The sequence below is a fragment of the Spirochaetales bacterium genome, from assembly GCA_016930085.1.
In the GTDB taxonomy this organism is placed as follows: Bacteria; Spirochaetota; Spirochaetia; order SZUA-6; family JAFGRV01; genus JAFGHO01.
This window is the reverse complement of record JAFGHO010000004.1, coordinates 1-17,075: the sequence shown is the minus strand read 5'-3', so window position 1 is coordinate 17,075 and position 17,075 is coordinate 1. Positions and strand designations below refer to the sequence as shown.

Below are 17,075 nucleotides of genomic sequence, written 5' to 3'. Positions count from 1 at the left end.
GAATTTTACCTGTACCGTTAAACGTATAAAAGTGGCGCCAAAAGACGTTCATTTTTTATGGTTTTTTGTTGTCGGATGACAATGCACGCTTTTACCTCACAACAAAAATTTTAATACCTGCCTCCGTCTCCCCCATAACCGCCCCTTCCACGTCTTCTCCCGCCGCTTCTGTTACCATCCATCCAGCGTTAATCCAGCGTCATCCGCTCCCATCCGCGGTCCAATTCTCTTCCTCTGTGTCCTCTGTATTAAATTTTCTTTATCCAAATCTTGACAGAAATTTTCTATCCCTCCCGCCATCCGTCGTTCTTTTTAAAGGGATGCCGCATCGCGGCGGGGCGCGGACAGCCCGGCGATGCCGAGCCGCAATGAAAGATAATTTCCGGCCAGCGCCAAAAGGACAAGGAATATCCCGGCCGCGGGGACAAAAGGATGGACGCCGCCCGGCAATGAAATACCGGCATGTGCGACAATTGTATGGTAAACGCCGATCGCGGAAACGACGAGGATACCGTCGGCCAGAAAGATGACCAGAAACACGAGACAGAGGATCTTCATGAAACTCCCCACAAGCGCCTTGCGCGTATGGCCGAGATCGACGAGGAGCCGGATTTCCGGGGACGAACGCGATACGACGAGGCGGAAGGTGGTGAGAAAAATGATAAAGGAGAGGGAGATCAGAAGCAGCCCGATAAAGGCGATAATCGAAAGAACGATGGTGATGGTAAATCCCGCGTCGCTCAGCCTCAGTTTGTCCCTGCTCGTCTGGTAATTGTGCGATTCGATATACCGGAGGATCTCCGGGTTCGATCTGTCCCTGACGGAAAAAATAAGGCGCGCGGGTAATGTATCCGGCGTTCCGTATATCCCGTTCGCCCACGCCATAAAGCGGGATGGGACCAGAATGGAGGCGATCCTGTCGCTCAATGCCGTGATCTGGGCGTTCAACAGCTTGTATCTGTTGTTTCCGGCTATTTCCAGTTTGATCTGGACCAGCTTGAGCATATCCTCTGACACGAGCGGAAACCCCCTCGCCTGTGAATACCCGAAGTTGTACAGCGCGAGAAAATCACGTGATATCATGACGGGGACAAAGGGATCGCCCTCCTCCCAGTCCCACTCATCCGGCACGATATCGAGAAAATCATCGGGGACGGCCTCGAAAAAGAGTTCGGTGACAAAGCCCCTGCCGAAAACGGAAAGTTCGGCCCGTGCAGCGAACCTGTTTGTTCCGATCTCCCCGACGGACACGGTGAAATCCTGATCCTCGAGCCCGGCGATCTCCCCGTTGTCGAATCCCACCTCCCCGCTCGCCGAAAGCCCGGCCAGATCGACCTGCTTGCTGATAATCACATAATCGAGCTGTTTCTCCAGGCCGAGCCGCCTGTTCGTCACCGTATCGATATCGAAATAAACCTGCACACAGAAAAGAAAAAGAAAAAGACCCAGGAGAAACCCGATGCCGCCGAGTGAGAGTTCCCACGTGCTTTTCCCTTTCCAGACCACACGGTCTATAATCGCCTTCATTTCAGATCCTCACCTTCATGTCATAGGGGAACCAACCCTCATCATCGTCGAGGTCAGCCATGATAAGCCCGGCGGATCTCTTCCCGCATTCCTCTTTGATGAGTCCGGCGGCGCGTCGGGCGTTACCTCTATCGAGATGGCTGAAAGGTTCGTCGAGAAGCAGCCAGTCGAACGGCTGCACCAGCGCCCGGAGAATCGCGATCCGCTGGCATTCGCCCCTCGAGAGGGTGCCGGCGGCCCTGTCGAGCACGCCCCCCACATCGAGCCGTCCGGCCATGTCCCGTATTCCGGAATCATCGATCGTACCGGTGAGACGGGCCTTGACGAGGATATTCTCCATACCGGTCAACCCGGGAAAGAGTCGCATATCCTGGAAAACGATCGAAAGGTGCCGTTGACGAAGCGCCGCCCATTCGGGGGCCGAAAGCGAGGAAATATTCTTTTCTCCCAGCGTGATATCCCCCTCATAATCGCCGCGCAGTCCGTATATCATGGAAATGAGGGTCGTCTTCCCCCCGGCCGACGGGGCATGAAAGAGGACGATACCGCCCGGGGTCAGGGTAATCGGTTTACCCCAGAGTTCCGATTTTCCGGGACGCTCTGCGAGCGGCGACGGAAGGATAGTATGTAGTCCGATATTCATCACTTACCGGTATTGTAACCCATCCGGTGAGGTTCGTGCAATTGTTTTTTACCGGTGAGGGCTTTGAGAAAAAAGAACGGCCAGACCCGCGGCCTTCTCGATATCACTCGCGGAATAGACCGCCTCTGCGACGACATCCGAACCCCTGGCTTCGGTTTTTATTCTGCCAAGCAGTTCGCCCGCGATCTTCCCCGCCTGCCTGTCCTTTGCTGCCACGAACGCGGTCAAAAGCTGGACATACCCGCCGATCATGCCGGCCATTTTCCGCGCGTCGTCCGAACACAATGCCTTTCCCGTCAATCTGAGCGTGATTGTTTCACCGGTATCCATGGTGAGAATGAAGTGGGACGCCCCGTTGAACGGGTATGGAACCAGCCCGGCGAGGCCCCCTTTCATGCGTGCGATACCGTAGACGGACGACGTCCTGCTGCGTTTCATTAATTGAAGGAACGGCTTGTTTTCGGCGATGGTATTGCGGCCGGCTAAAACCTCATTCATCATCGCCATCGTTTCTTCGCTCGTGGTGGCGATAATCGCTTCCCCTGAAAGCGCGATACAGACCGGAATACCGATATAATTACCCGTGTAAAAATCCGGCCGCTTTTGAAGCGAAAGCCTCGGCTTGAGCGTATCAAGGATATCGTCCGGGCGTTTGTCGCGGAAGGTAATGACGGCGCCACCTTCGGAGAACTCCCCATCGGGACTGACGGACAGAACGAACCAGGTGATCCGTTCGATATGACGGCTTTCCAGTCCCCATAACTTCCGTAACAGGCCGTCCAGCAGATCCCGCTCTCCGCCGCCCGTTTCTCCCGCCGTGAGGAGGGTCAAAAGCCTGACACCGGACTCCGTCGAGACGATCTCCCGCCAGCCTACTTCACCGGCGATCACGGCATTTTCGGGAACGGGTATCCGGGGTTCGGATTCACCGATCCCGAAACACGGAAGCGGGAATGAATATGCAACCATGACAACGAAAAGAAATCGCCGTGCCGAAGACAATAGAGACAAAAAATATTTATTCATGGATGTGTCGTCCGCCTCCTCCCGTACAACCGGCCATTGCATCCCCTTTATTTCGCGGAACAGACATTATAGGTTTTATTCGCCAGCCGCCTCGTATGTGAAATGACCTTTTCCCTGCTGATGTTGAGAATTTCGGCGATTTTATCCGTACCGAACCCTCTTGTCGCGAGCTGATATACTTCATGCCCCTCGAATGAATAATCGATCACTTTCTGATTATAGGTATCCGTGCACCCCATAAGGCGCCGCTGGAGCGAAATGTTCAATGCGATCTCGCTGATATACCGCTTTCCGGAAAGAATGGTGCGGACGGCGGGAATGAGAAGCGATTCATCGTGTTTTAGAAGGAATCCGTCCGCGCCGGCCCGGCAGACATCGTCGACACATACCGCGCCATGATCGCCGGTGATGACCAGCACCGGTATTGCCGGGTAATCCTTTCTCAATGCGGCCAAAAAGGAAAGGATCGAATCGGAACAGGCATCCATGGTGAACACCGCGAAATCGACCGTATGCTGTAAAAGGATATCAAAAGCGGATTCCGGATATGAAACCGATACCACGGCGAAATCCTTCTCCCGCTCTATCATCGTTCTGTAATGCCCGCAGACATCGGGGGAGGAGGAAATGATGAGAAACGCTTTATTTTTATCAACGCCGTACATACTCATATATATGTTTCCCGTTATCATTATAGTATCCCCATTCAGACATATATAAAATAGGGGAAAATCCTATTTAGCATATCAGCATTTACATGCTTTTACCTATCTGATTTTCCGTCCCCCCGTTTTCCGCCGGTCCGCGCATTAATTATCGGCTATTCGCACGATAGAAAATCTTCCCGGATACCCGTGTTCGCGGCGGTTTCCCGGTTATCGTCAATGATGTCCATAAGGAATATATCCCCCGAGCCGGAAAAATCAGGAGAAAAAGGTAATTATTTTAAAAAAAAGAAGCGACGATGGAGGTATACGGCGGCCGCGGCGAAACGGCAAAAGACGCGCGCTTTCATTCATCGGAGGGACTATACGACGGTGCGATAACGGAGACGGTCTTTACAAATCGATTCTCGATTCGACAAAACGGATGTAGGACAACTCGACATCCTCATCGACGAGCACCTTGAACACCGCCTTTGTCTTTCCCTCAGGGAGATAGGTGCTTTGACAGGTCACCATATCGAGCCCGTATATGATATCCTCCGTGTCGCAGACCATGAGATAATTGCCGTTGACGAGGTCATAAAAACCGATATTGTCGCTCGACGGATTCGGATTGTCGAATAAAAGTTCGATAGTGTATATCCTGTTTTCCTTTTCGAGGCGGTGAGATGAACCTGAGACCGTTACCGAAACATTCTTCAGTTTTTTAACCAGCTGGGCGTCCCAGTTTTTTTCGACGCCCTTGTAGGTAAGCACGAGTGTTTTTGCCATGATGTCCGCGGTCGTCTCGATTCCCGAATCGATGATTTCATCCTTGTGCTCGAACACGTAACTGAAGATAACGAACGCGTTCACGCACCCCAGAACGACCCATAAAAGAAACACCGAACCGATCGAGATAATCGCCGCCGGTTTGTTGACCGTTTTCTTCTGCACCACCTTGACGACCAGATTGATCACCATGGCGGCCAGAACGGTAAACGAGACAATGACACCAATCGAAAGCAGGATGATTGCAAGCATAATTCCTCCTTTATACTATCACTTGTCGGACTTTTTCCCGTATGGACATATGTAAAGACACATGCCGCATACCCCCTCCTCCCCGTCCTTTCTCAGGGAATCGAAATATTCCCCGCACTTTTTAACGTCATAACGCGCTTCCCTCGGTTCCCCTTCATAAAAGGCCTTTCCGGTAAAGGCGCCGGCGGGACAGGCGTCCACTCACGCCGTGCAATCCCGGCACCGGTCTCTCACGGGTTTGCCCGACGGCGCAAGCGGGGCGCCGGTCAACACCGTCGCCCACCTCACGCGGGGACCGTGATCCGGCGTCACGAGGAAACAGCTTTTCCCTATCCATCCGAATCCGGCGAAACGGGCGGACAGTTTGTGGGGTAAGGACGCGCACATCCGTTCATCGTCGACGCTTTTTGCGGCGGGAACGGGCAGCGCCGTGTATCCCCTGCGCTGAAGACATGAGGCGATCGATGAAGCGGCGAGATCGAGCCTCATATTGATAACATGATAGGCGTGATGGCGGTAACTCCGCATCGCCATCCATCGCGTGTATCATTTCACAGAACGGCGACAATATCAAGCCGCCGCACCGCACCCTGCGGCGATAATCATATAATACTACGAATGGCTTCGGGAAGCCCGCGAGAAAAATAAAAAACCATGGATGCGCAGGGGCATGTGCGCGGATGGAAGAATATATAGCCACGGATGGGAGTACAGAAATGTACGGAAAAAAATATGGCCGATTCTCCTGATGTAAAAAAACCCACATTATCGTAAGCTATAGGTGGGATTTTGTATCATGCATGAATTATCCATCATAATTTTAATATTTACAGCCGTGATCATCGGGATAGCGGGAGGTACCGGCATCGTATTACGAAAAAAAAAGGGAATTATATCTTTTCTGAATCGAATCAGGAATCTCATGCTCAATCGGGATGACATTAATATGGAAAATAAATGACGTAAAAAGGGGACTGCGTCTCAGCCTGGAGGAAACAAGAGACGGAAACGAGATTTATACGGCGAATATCAACTCGTTCTCATGTACGGTTCAATTTGAAAAGAATATATTTGAACAATACTTCGGGCACCTGACAATGAGTATGTCCAAACTATCCGGAAAAATTTTCAACACCTGTTTATGTGTAAAAAAGCGGCAGGTTCCTGAAAAAATCGGCCGGGTCTTTGCCGATCCAGTCACAACCGGCGACCCCGATTTCGATATCCTGGCTGAAGTGACGAAAAACAACAGGATACTTATGGCGGCATATTTGAATGCCGGGCTTAGAAATATTATTGTCAAGCTTTTTCGAAAATGTCATACCATCTTTATTTCTCCCCACTATATTTCTTTCACTATATCGTTCATGAGTTTCCTGAATTGGAACGATTTGAATTCATGCATTATCAAGCCCTCTTTCGAAGCGGCGGGTGAGTTGGGCCGGGCAATCGACATCAGGGAAAGTCTTTTGGAAAACTTAAAAAACGATCCGGTTCCGTCAATAAGAATCAGGTGTATCAAGGCATTACTTAATGATTATATAAACGAAATTGACAAACCGGACCTCCTTAAAAGATGCCCGGCAGATCCCGCCCTCGAGGTGGCCGGTTTTGCCTATAATGAACTCGGAGCACGGCGACGGAAAGCTTTAGAAGAAATAGTGAAAAAACAGATTGAAGAAGGATTTCTCACGGATGAAAAAGAAGTATGTCTTTATGCGTTTATAGGAACGACAGGAGACTCCCGGTTTCTGCACGTACTTCAGGAAGCTTTTTTGAAGACAAAATCCGTCAGTGCAAAGGAAGCGATAATAAAGGCGATCGGTTCACTCGGTCAGCGTGACGTCTCTCCCTTTCTCGCCGTGCTTCTCGACGAACCGGAGCAGGATATACGCCTCGCAGTCATATCAGCTTTGGCATCATGCGGCGGAAGGGATGCGATCCCGAAGCTTGCAAACATGATCGGCTTGACCGAAAATGATACGTTGAAAAAGGCGGCCCTTCAAACCCTTAAAATCCTGACCGAACGATTTGGCAGAACGGAAAGCGGGCTACTCTCGATCCATACGGATACGCCTCCCGCAGGAGGGCTCAGCATCACCGAATCGAGTGTACCGGGAAGTCTTTCCGTTTCGGACGGGAACGTTGAAGACGAACAACCGTAAATTTTTATCTTCATTTGCGACCGGTATTACACCGCTTTTCCTAATGTACGTGAAATAACCTGCAAACAAGCCGGACATCGAGTGTATTGATATTATAAGCCGCCCGGCATTTCGCCGGGCGGCCTTCGTTTTTCGACAGACGGCCGTTTTTCACGCCATCCCCCTTTCGTTATTCAGTCGTGGTCACGGTGTAATACCGGACGAGGAGGTACGGGCGCTTGCCTGCGGTCGAGTACTCCCTGGAGCCGAACTGCATTCTCGCGTAATACTTTTCATTCTGCAGCCGGAGCATCATCCCGTAATTCTTCCAGCCTAAAAACGGTATGTTGCGGCGCGACCATCTTTTTGCCCAGGCGGTGATGTCGATACTGATATTTGCCGTCGGCGAGGTCAGCTGAGGGATCGATATCTGTACGGATTCGGAAACATCGGGCTGATTGTCCCAGGTGACGCCCGGCTCCGTCCATGACGAGGTGACGCGCTGAAGGTAGCACGCGTTCGATTGCGTCAGCGGATCGTGATCGATCCCGAAAAGGTACAACCGCGCGGATTCCAGGCTGAGGGGGAAGGCGCTGTCCGGAAACATCATCAGACTCCTGTTGTCGCCCTGCTTTCCCTGGTATGTCCACGAACCGGCCTGAAAGTATTGATAGCTTCCGTAATTCCTGTCCGAATAATCGACGCCGTTATTGACCGCGTTGCTGATCATCGCATCGGCGGAAGGATATACCTTTTTATAAAGGTAGATATAATGTTCGACTTTGGTCTGGCGCTGAATCTTGATCAGCAAAGCGAGGGTCTCGATCAGATCGACACCCTTGTATGTCGCCTCAAAATTGAAATAAATCCACGACCCGCTCGATGTCACCGGCTTGATGACAAAGTATTCGGGATCGATATAATTGCCGAGTTCGACGTAGTAATATCCCCTGCCGTCTTTCAGGATCTTCCCCTTGACGATATTCCGGTGTATTTCATTGATGATAAGCGGGGTAATTCCGAATCCGGGATGAATGATTGCCAGGGCGCAAAAAAAGATATCGGTCCATTCCCTGTCGATGCTGACATCGGTCACCTCATAGCAGTAACCGACGCCGTTCACCTCTTCATCGAATAAAAACTCGACCCTCACTTTTATGTCCGCCTCCTTGTCGGCAATTTTGAGTCTGCCGTTGAACGGCAGCGCGGTCCATGATTTCACATGGAGCCTCCCCTTGAGATAGAGAAACCGGTTGTCGATCTTTTCGATGGAAAAATTACTGATTTCCTGCCAGTTGTATCTGGTGTCCTTGATCACCCTCCGCAGATCATGCAATGGTGTTTCAAGAAGCGCCGTATCAAGACCCACCTGGAGTGCAACACTCGTCGTTTTGCCATTGATGTCCTTGTACTGCCGCAGTTTGATGGTAAAATAATCCGTGAAATGCGTCATGATATCGAAAAGATCCGTGTCGTCGGCTGCCGCCCTGGTACCGGGTGAAGCGGCGTCCGTCTCGTTCGAGGCCTTTATCATGGCGAGAAGATCGGCTTCCGTCATGTTGTTCGCCTCCATGTAGGTTGTATTCAACCCGTTCACAAAAACATCCCCCGTCTCCTCATCGACGTACCGCCCGGAACCGTCCTTGTTTTCACCGCTCTGAAACATGGGGTCCTGACATCCCGAGAAAACGGCGAGTATAACCGAAACGAGCAACAGCATCCTTCCGGCTTCGGGAATCCATGATCTTTTTATTCCGTCTGACATATTATTCTCCTTTTTAAAAATCTATTTTTGTAGCTACACTGACTAGAAGCAATTTCAGTGCCAGGTAAACGAACGCGGCCGTTTTAATGAACATGTGCCGTACGTCCTCCGGAGGGAACCCTGCCATGCGGCACGGCCGTCGGTAAAAGGTTTCGAAAAGACGCCGGGTATTCCATATCGAATACCGGTTATTCCATCCGGCATAACGGTTATTTCACATCGGGCGGTTATCCGCCAGGGACGGTCATGCCCGAACCTTTCGGCTTCGTCAGGGACACATCATTCCCAGCCGGGCGCACCAAAAAAAGGCCGCCCGGTGTGTTGCCGGGCGGCCTTCGTTGTTCGGCGATACTGTCTTTCCTATTGGTCGATCCTGTCATCCCGTTCGATGATAAAATCCGGGCTTTCATACAGATCGTCAAAGAGATGATTCGGAACATGCCACAGGTTGTCATTACATTCGACGCGGTAAAAATCCTCGATCGCGTAGGTACTGAACGACGCGCAGTTGTTGGACATGATATCGTACTCGGAAGGGGGTATCGACCTGACAAAGGCGAAAAATTTTGCGGTTTGCGCATAATCGTAGCGCTTAAGCCTGGCGTACCTGTCGTATCCCTGGCCGGTGATGAATCCCGGGGTGTTGTTTCCGACCCCGGGCGCATTCAACGAAAGGTACTTGAACAGGGCCGACTGGGTCCGTTCCTGATGATGGTACAGGACAGAATACTCGGCGCCCCCGGAGATACTTCCGACCGCGATCGCGGGCAGTTTTACCTTCCAGATGATTTCATCTTCCCTGACATAGGGGGCGTTATCCCGTTCGATCGAAAAGAAGTGCCAGCCGAACCCGTTTGTGTCGCTTCCCACGACCAGTCCCATATGGCCCAGGATGTATGCCCCCGGATAATTGGCGACAGAGGTGACCGCCAGATACACGGCGGTCCGCGGATCCATCAAAGTGATCGACAGGTCGTACATCCCCTCACCGTATCGCGAGGAGGTAATTGTCCGGTTGATGCCGACATGGAAAATGTAGCCCGCATTCTCGTTCAGATTGAAAATGTTCGATCCCATGATGCCGAACGCCCCCCGGCAGGTTCCCGAAGCATCGTATTTGTAACACCCCAGGGAATTGTTGGCGATCCGGAATTTGTATCTCCTCTCATTTCCCCAATCGCTTATACTCCGTATACAGTCTGACCCGCCGTAGTCGTTTTCATAAAGGGAAAAGGTATCGTTCAAGAGCTGTAATTCGGAATCATATGAGGTCGTTCCCGCGTCTCCCCCGTATCCATTGTTGGTCGGCGAGTTTCCGATGTTCACCCGCCAGCCGGAAGCATCGGCCGACGATTTCACATCGACCACGGCGCCGCCGTACCAGGTGTATCCGCCCGGCCGCAGATTCACATCGACCCGGTACCGTTTTCCGCTTTCCGATACCGCGAAATAGGAGGAGCCGGTGACCGCCCGTGTCCCCGTCCCGCCTGCATTGAATTCGGGGCCGGTAATGTCTTCCGCCCCGGATAGAAACACGTCTTCCGTATCGACGTATTCGGCATCGCCTCCTCCGGCCGGGTGAAACACCGTATCGCAACCCGTGATCATAAACCCCAACCCCAGAAGCACGAACGCCGATTTGATTATCGCTTTATTCATATCGGTCTCCTTCTTCCTAATTGGATGCCGGTAATGTTTCGTATACCGTTGCCGTATAATACTGCACGAGGAGGTAAGGCCGTTTGCTTGACGTCGAATATTCGCTCGATGCGAACTGCATTTTCGCGTAATAGACTTCATTTTGAAGCCGGAGCATCATTCCGTAATTCTTCAATCCGATTTTCGGCATACTTTCCAGTTTCCACCGTATCGCCCAATCGGTGATATTGACGACGGCGTTGGCGGTTGGCGAGGTCAACTTCCCGATCGGCTTCCGGGAGGCGGTGGTCACGCTTGGCTGGTTATTCCATGTGACGCCGCTTTCCGACCATGCGGAGGTGACCACCTGGAGATAACATGCGTTCGATTGGGTGAGCGGGTCGTGCCCCCCCACGCCGAAGAGATACAGTTTCGCGGAAACGATATTCGGCGGCAATGACGCGGTGTTGAAGATCATGAGACTTCTGTTGTCTCCCTGCCTTTGCTGATATGTCCATGAAGAGGCCTGAATATATTGATAGTCTCCGTAATTCCTGTTCGAATAATCCACCCCATTACTGACGACATTACTTATCATGGCATCAGAGGAGACATACACTTTTTTGAGGCGGTAAATAAATTTTTCCAATCTGGTTTCATGCTGGCCCAACAGATTCGCGAGAAAGACATCGATCACATCGAGACACCGTTGTGTCGCTTCGAAGTTGATATACACCCACGAACCGCTCGATGTCACCGGTTTCACGACCAGATACTCGGGATCGATATAATCCCCCAGTTCGACATAATAGCTGCCCCTGCCGTCGTCCAGAATCTTCCCCTTGACCACGGCGCGGTGAACATCATTGATGATAACCGGAACAAGACCGAATCCCGGATGGATGACGCCGAGGGCCGCGAGAAAGATCTCATACCACTGCCTGTCGATACTGACATCGGTAATCTCATAGGCATAACCGACCTTGTTGATCTCTTCCACGGTAAGCAGTTCGAGTTTCACTTTGATATCGGCTTCCTTGTCGGCGATTTTAAGCAGCTGGTTGAAGGGCAGCTCCGTCCAGGCTTTGACGTGAAGCCTCCCTTTCAGGTAAACAAACTGGTTTTCTATTTTCTCGATCGAAAACCTGCTTATTTCCTGCCAGTTATACCTGGTGTCCTTGACGACCCGGCATAAATCATGAAGGGGTTCCGTAAGGAGATTGGTATCCAGTCCGACCTGCAATTGTATACCCGTCGTATTTCCGTTCAGATCTTTATACTCATTGAGTTTTATGGTAAAATAATCCGTAAAATGCGTCATAATGTAGAATAGATCCGAATCGTCCGCCGTTCCCCTGCCGCCTCCGGAAAGGCCGTCCGCTTCATTCGATGCCTTGATGACGGCAAGAAGATCCGCTTCCGTCAGATTATTCTCCTCCATGTAGGTTTTATTCAGCCCGTTTAAAAAAACATCCCCCGTTTCCTCATCGACGTATTCCCCCGGACCGGCTTTGTTCCCGCTGCTCTGAAACAGGGGGTCCTGACATCCCCAGAAAACCGCAACGACTGCCGGAACGAGAAACAGCATTAGTCCGGCTATGACATTCAATCGTCTTTTTTCATTGGCTGCCATATCTTTCTCCTTTCTTTCTAAATAATCTTCTTTTGTGTAGCTACTCAATGTTTGAAAAGCAATTTCAGTGCCAGGTATACGCGCGAGGCGATTTTTAACGAGAACGTCCGCCATGGCATGGGCGCCCAAAAGCTTTAATATGTAAGTCACTCTATAATAAACAGATACCAAACATTTCACTATGAACTCTTGTAATTGTGAGAAGTCCGGGGTCAAGGTGCCCTTATTTCTATTGTATGAGTCCCCGTGAGATGACCGGCTGCAAAAGCGCCGGGTATTCCAAATCGAATAGATGTTATTCCATCTGGAATAGTTTTCAATACGCGGCCGGCAATGTGATAACCGCCGTCGTACCCTCACCCGGCAAAGAGTCGAACCGGAGCGACCCGTTACAGGATTTGATGATCTTGTATGTAATCGAAAGCCCGAGGCCCAGGCCGCCCGTATTTTTTTTTGTCGTAAAAAAGGGATCGAATATTCTCTTCTGTGTTTCCGAACTCATCCCGATTCCTTCATCGCTGATTTCTATTCTTATCGATTCTTCCTCGCGGTTAAAACTCGTTTTAGTCGTTATCTTTTTTTCCTTGCCCTCGAGTGAATCGCAGGCATTCTGGAAGAGATTGATAAAGACCTGTTCGAACCGCTGGAAATTACCCCTGACGGAAGGTATATCCCCTTTCACGACGGAAAAATGATGGGTCGAGTTTTTTATCTTGTTTTGCAGCAATTGAACGGCGCAATCGATAACCGCATGCAGATCGACGTTTTCGATCGTGTCTTTGCTTTTTTCGGAAGAAAAATCCTTCAGGTCTTCGACTATCTTTTTTATCCGTAATGAATTCCTTTTCAGCCGTTCGAGCGCCTCGTCATGTTCCCGGACGAATTCCGAAACCTCATCGCCGTTTATCCGGATCTCTTTGACATCGACATGGTTCTCCAGTTCCCCGAACAGGTACCTGAAATCATCCCTGAGATTGTCCGCCGTCAAAAGGATACTGTTATTCGGGTTGTTTATTTCGTGAGCCACGCCCGCGACCAGCGTGCCGATGGCGGCCAGCTTGTCCGCTTCGAATAGTTTTTGTTCCGTTATTTTGGACGAGGTAATATCCTGAATGATCGCAAGATATGTTTTCTCGTTCCCCCTCATGAGACGGATTTCAAAATAAAAGACCCTTTCGTTCTTTTCCAGCGTGTATTCGAAAACATCCAGGTTGTTGGGTGCCGCTTTCCCGGCGATAATCGATTTGAATTTCGCCTCGAGATCTTTCGGAACAAGGTCGTATAAAAGAGATCCCCGTATTTCCGTTTGTTCCTTCAAGAGAAGGTTTTCATGCATGATTTTATAATCCAGTATTTTCCCTTCACTGTTGAAATATATCATGGGATACGGAAGCGCGTTCAGCAGGGCCATAATCTTGTTCTCGCTTCTCACCAGCTGATCTTTGGCGCGGACAAAGTTGATATGAATGCCGAACTCGAAAATGCTGAGGATAAAAAAACCGAACGGGAGGAGATACCCCCACTGAATCAAAAGCTGCGCGGATAATATATCGTTGATGATCGAACAGGTAAAGAACAAGTATCCGATCAGCAGGGCCGCGGCACCGGATCGTTTTCTGAATACCGCCCTTATGATGACAATGAAGACATAGAGTGTCGTTATCAGTATGACAAACTGAAAAACGTTAAAAACGGATGCAAAATGGATTGAAGGAATCAATACGACGATAAAACCCGCGATGCAGGTGACAAGGAGCGAAATATAACAGATTTTCCTCGATGACTCGTTCGGGAAAAGGTGATCCAAAAAAAAACAAAAAACGGGCGGCAATATAAACGAGGAAATCAGCTCGATACGGTAATGAAGCACCCAGTCGATGAACGGAAACCACTCGAGAATGACATTTTCGCCGTGAAAGAATATCCGGATCAACATCAGGAAACTGAATATGGAAAAGAATAACATCGCCTTTTCTTTTCTGCGCCATAAAAAAATCCATAAATTATAGATGAGGATGATAAAAATACTGCCGGAAAAAAACAATTCGAGGGCCTTGTTGTTCTCCCTCATCAGCAAAATCGTATTGATATCACCCATGACGATGTTTTTGGTAATTCCCGAACGTTGATGGTGGAAATTGGAAACATGAAGGACCATTTCTATTTCGTTCGAATCGGACTGATACAAAATGACCTGCGGTTCGTATTTTGGTTTCGAGGTTACCGGATTCCTGCCCACCCCCCCGATTTCCGCCTTGAGGCGGCCGTTTATATACAAACGATAGGCCGTATTGATCGTCGGTAATTTTATTCCGATATGCTTCAGATTGTCCGGCAGCCTGATTCGCAGCCGGTAGGTCGCGAATCCTGTCGGCGGAAGCTTTCTGCCGTTTTCTTTGATATTGTCCCAACTGCCCGGAATGTCGATATAGGCGGTCATCCTACCGCCTGGAAAGGCGGTCATCCTTTCGTCCGTATCCCCTTCGCGTTCATCCGGAAAAATGAATTGATCGAAATAGAACTCCCATTCCCCGGCCAGTGAAAAGCGGGTTTCATCGAATGATTCGATTCGGGTCAGGTCCAGAACCCCTTCCACAGCCTCGATCGCGGGCGGAATCCGGATCGTCGTGCACGCGGATAAAACAACAATCACAAAAAGTATACCAATATATTTGATGGCGAACATTTTTGCCGTCCGTTTCCGCCGGCTGCATGTTGAACCGCATCATCAGTCAGCCGGTGACGATCTGTAATGAACCAGCAGATAGGGGCGTTTGTTCTCATCCAAATGGTCGCACGCCCCGAACCGCATTTTCGTATAGCATTCTTCGTTCTGAAGTTTTATCATAATCCCGTAATTATGTAAACGGTACCAGGGAAACCGTGTTTTCCATCGTCTCGCCCAATGCGTTATGTCCACGACATAATCCTGATCCGCGAAGGAAGATTCCGCGATTTTTATTTTACCGAAAGGATGAACCCCGGGCTGTGCGTCCCATGTGACGGATTTTTCATCCCATCCCCCGAGGACACGCATCACGTAACAGGCATTCGATTGTGTCAGCGGATCGTGCCCCGCGCCAAAGAGGCATATCGCCGCTTTTATGATACGGCGGGGAATTGAGTCGGTATGAAAATACATAAACGATCTCGTTATCCCTTTTATACCCTGATACGTCCATGACGATGCACAGACATAGGAACGGTCTCCGCCCCCCCCCTTGATGCCGTCTTTATCCCGGTAAACGGCGTTGCTGACCACCGCGACCGCTTGAGGAAAAATTTTTTTTATTCCGTATCCGGAAGAACAGTCAGGTGCCGCGGCCGCCTGAGATAGTGCTGACCCCTTTTCTTCCCGGTCACGTATACCGATGTGATGACTCTTCCCGTACATGATAACCAATATTAGCAAAAAATATACCACATGACACAGGCAGTCTGCTTATATCGGCGGAATAGCCGCCGGAAACGGGAAAGGGGGTCATTTCGGAGGATTCACCGGCGCATCCGATCCTTTTATGGAGGGAAATCCCGGCGGAAGCAAAAAAAATTATTCCATCTGGAATACATCAAAATATATACGCAAAAAAACGGCGGCCTGCTTCCACGATACATGACTGGTATGGTTTTTGCTTTATAATAGTTAAAAGCCATTCAATCGGAGATGGCCTGGATTTCATAATAAAAGAGGGAAAAAATGAAAAAAAACATCATGTTCCGGTATTTGCTTGTATTATTGACGGCCATAACCGCCTGCACGCTCGCGGAAAATACCGCGGATTCAGCCGGCGTGATCCATACCCGGAAAATCGAAACGGATGAACAAACGGTATTGCCGAAGCCCCATCCGGTGCTGTCCCCGGCCGCGGTCTCATCGATTGGTGCGGACATTCGGGTGAATCAGGTCTGTTATCCGATCCAATGCGCATCCGATTTCGAAGGCACACTCAAGCATTTGATGTACAAGAAAAAAATCGGGCTGAAATGGTACGCGAATCGCGATCTCGACGGTTATCATTATTTTCTCAACGGGAAAGACGAAAACGATTGGGACGAAAAGGAAAAAGAGCACATCTTTCTGATGGAATACTGGAAACCCCGGGCCGAAAACGTCAGAAAGATCGTTTTTTTGACCGCAGGCCAGCAGGGGAATCTGATCGACCGCATGGATCCGGATAACATCGTCACCGGCCAATACGACGGGTATCACCATTGCGACGACGCCCCCCTGGGCGCGATCAACACCTGGAAATATTTTACAAACGCGACCAGGAAAATACAGTGGAAATCAATGGCCGGACAAATCATCTCGGACGGTGAATACTCAGGCGGCAGCTATTTTGGATTCACTCAGAAAGACACCTTTATGGCACTGGCGTTCGACAGCTGTAATTATTGTGAATTGAGTCCCGAACAGAAAGACAATCTGGCCGATGATTTTCTCGAATGGCTTTTTTCCAAAACAGACGGACAGGGCAATCTCACGCACATTCATCTGGCTGGTTCCAGTATGGGCGGGGGTTTCTGTGCGACACTGGCATATAAACTACGGCATGAGCGGCCATGGTCGTCCATGGCACAATCCGCCGTCATAACCGTTTCATTATTCGATGCGGTCGCCAATCAAGCGGACGGGGAGATCTGGACGACGACAACGAGGATAAAAAACCCCCTGCATCCATTATGGTACTGCTACCATTCGGAACTCGACCGCTATTTCACTTCCCTCGACGACACCTTTATCAATCAGATCGCGGGCGGGGCCCCCGCTGTGCCTGTCGTCGGTTTTCGCTATCACGCTTTTCATTTCAATCAGAAAGGAAAAAATCTCGCGTTCACCTGGGTCGACCGCGATCATTTGGGGATCGGACGTGAATGGCACGACGATACCACCGGAGCGCAGCTGGCGTGGCTGTCATCGATCCGGAACGCATGTCGCTGAACGTCTCCCCGGGCTCGCGAAACCCCGTCAACGGATATCATCGATTGGGCCGGGTGATACCCGGAATCG

The 17,075-nt window shown here is 50.3% G+C and carries 14 protein-coding genes; 2 read left to right on the top strand and 12 right to left on the bottom strand.

Translation table 11 applies throughout. The features are described from left to right. Positions 1-312: 312 nt before the first annotated feature. The 7 genes from JW881_00260 to JW881_00230 all read right to left on the bottom strand — a co-directional run bounded on the left by JW881_00260 (position 313) and on the right by JW881_00230 (position 5,418). The gene (locus tag JW881_00260) at positions 313-1,527 is read right to left on the bottom strand and encodes a hypothetical protein (protein ID MBN1695916.1); all 1,215 of its coding nucleotides are present in this window, start codon (positions 1,525-1,527) and stop codon (positions 313-315) included. Position 1,528: 1 nt separating this feature from the next. Further along, positions 1,529-2,170 carry an ATP-binding cassette domain-containing protein gene (locus JW881_00255; protein ID MBN1695915.1) on the bottom strand — a complete coding sequence of 214 codons (642 nt, stop codon included), beginning with the start codon at positions 2,168-2,170 and terminating at the stop codon, positions 1,529-1,531. A 48-nt stretch (positions 2,171-2,218) separates the two neighbouring features. Then, complete coding sequence (locus JW881_00250; protein MBN1695914.1) at positions 2,219-3,238, bottom strand: hypothetical protein; 1,020 nt, start codon at positions 3,236-3,238, stop codon at positions 2,219-2,221. A gap of 5 nt (positions 3,239-3,243) precedes the next feature. Continuing rightward, on the bottom strand, positions 3,244-3,867 hold the full coding sequence (locus JW881_00245; protein ID MBN1695913.1) for a response regulator transcription factor: 624 nt from the start codon (positions 3,865-3,867) through the stop codon (positions 3,244-3,246). 387 nt (positions 3,868-4,254) lie between these two features. After that, positions 4,255-4,884 (bottom strand): hypothetical protein, encoded by a 630-nt coding sequence (locus JW881_00240; GenBank protein ID MBN1695912.1) that lies wholly within the window; start codon positions 4,882-4,884, stop codon positions 4,255-4,257. 18 nt (positions 4,885-4,902) lie between these two features. Further along, positions 4,903-5,085 carry a hypothetical protein gene (locus JW881_00235; GenBank protein MBN1695911.1) on the bottom strand — a complete coding sequence of 61 codons (183 nt, stop codon included), beginning with the start codon at positions 5,083-5,085 and terminating at the stop codon, positions 4,903-4,905. Continuing rightward, entirely contained in the window at positions 5,086-5,418 is a 333-nt protein-coding gene (locus JW881_00230) for a hypothetical protein (GenBank protein MBN1695910.1), read from the bottom strand. 401 nt (positions 5,419-5,819) lie between these two features. Here JW881_00230 and JW881_00225 point away from each other — a divergent pair, with 401 nt between their 5' ends. After that, positions 5,820-7,049 (top strand): HEAT repeat domain-containing protein, encoded by a 1,230-nt coding sequence (locus JW881_00225; protein ID MBN1695909.1) that lies wholly within the window; start codon positions 5,820-5,822, stop codon positions 7,047-7,049. 169 nt (positions 7,050-7,218) lie between these two features. Here the strand turns inward: JW881_00225 and JW881_00220 are convergent, their stop codons facing one another. From JW881_00220 to JW881_00200, 5 genes are all read right to left on the bottom strand, one after another. After that, positions 7,219-8,793, bottom strand: a complete 1,575-nt coding sequence (locus JW881_00220) for a DNRLRE domain-containing protein (protein ID MBN1695908.1) — start codon at positions 8,791-8,793, stop codon at positions 7,219-7,221. 360 nt (positions 8,794-9,153) lie between these two features. Beyond that, on the bottom strand, positions 9,154-10,452 hold the full coding sequence (locus tag JW881_00215) for a hypothetical protein (protein ID MBN1695907.1): 1,299 nt from the start codon (positions 10,450-10,452) through the stop codon (positions 9,154-9,156). Positions 10,453-10,468: 16 nt separating this feature from the next. After that, positions 10,469-12,064: a DNRLRE domain-containing protein gene (locus JW881_00210; GenBank protein MBN1695906.1), complete on the bottom strand. Its 1,596-nt coding sequence runs from the start codon at positions 12,062-12,064 to the stop codon at positions 10,469-10,471. Positions 12,065-12,380: 316 nt separating this feature from the next. Then, positions 12,381-14,750 (bottom strand): PAS domain S-box protein, encoded by a 2,370-nt coding sequence (locus JW881_00205; protein MBN1695905.1) that lies wholly within the window; start codon positions 14,748-14,750, stop codon positions 12,381-12,383. Between the two features lie 42 nt (positions 14,751-14,792). Further along, positions 14,793-15,476 carry a DNRLRE domain-containing protein gene (locus JW881_00200; protein ID MBN1695904.1) on the bottom strand — a complete coding sequence of 228 codons (684 nt, stop codon included), beginning with the start codon at positions 15,474-15,476 and terminating at the stop codon, positions 14,793-14,795. Between the two features lie 285 nt (positions 15,477-15,761). Here JW881_00200 and JW881_00195 point away from each other — a divergent pair, with 285 nt between their 5' ends. Next, complete coding sequence (locus tag JW881_00195; GenBank protein ID MBN1695903.1) at positions 15,762-17,006, top strand: hypothetical protein; 1,245 nt, start codon at positions 15,762-15,764, stop codon at positions 17,004-17,006. The last annotated feature ends 69 nt before the right edge of the window (positions 17,007-17,075 follow it).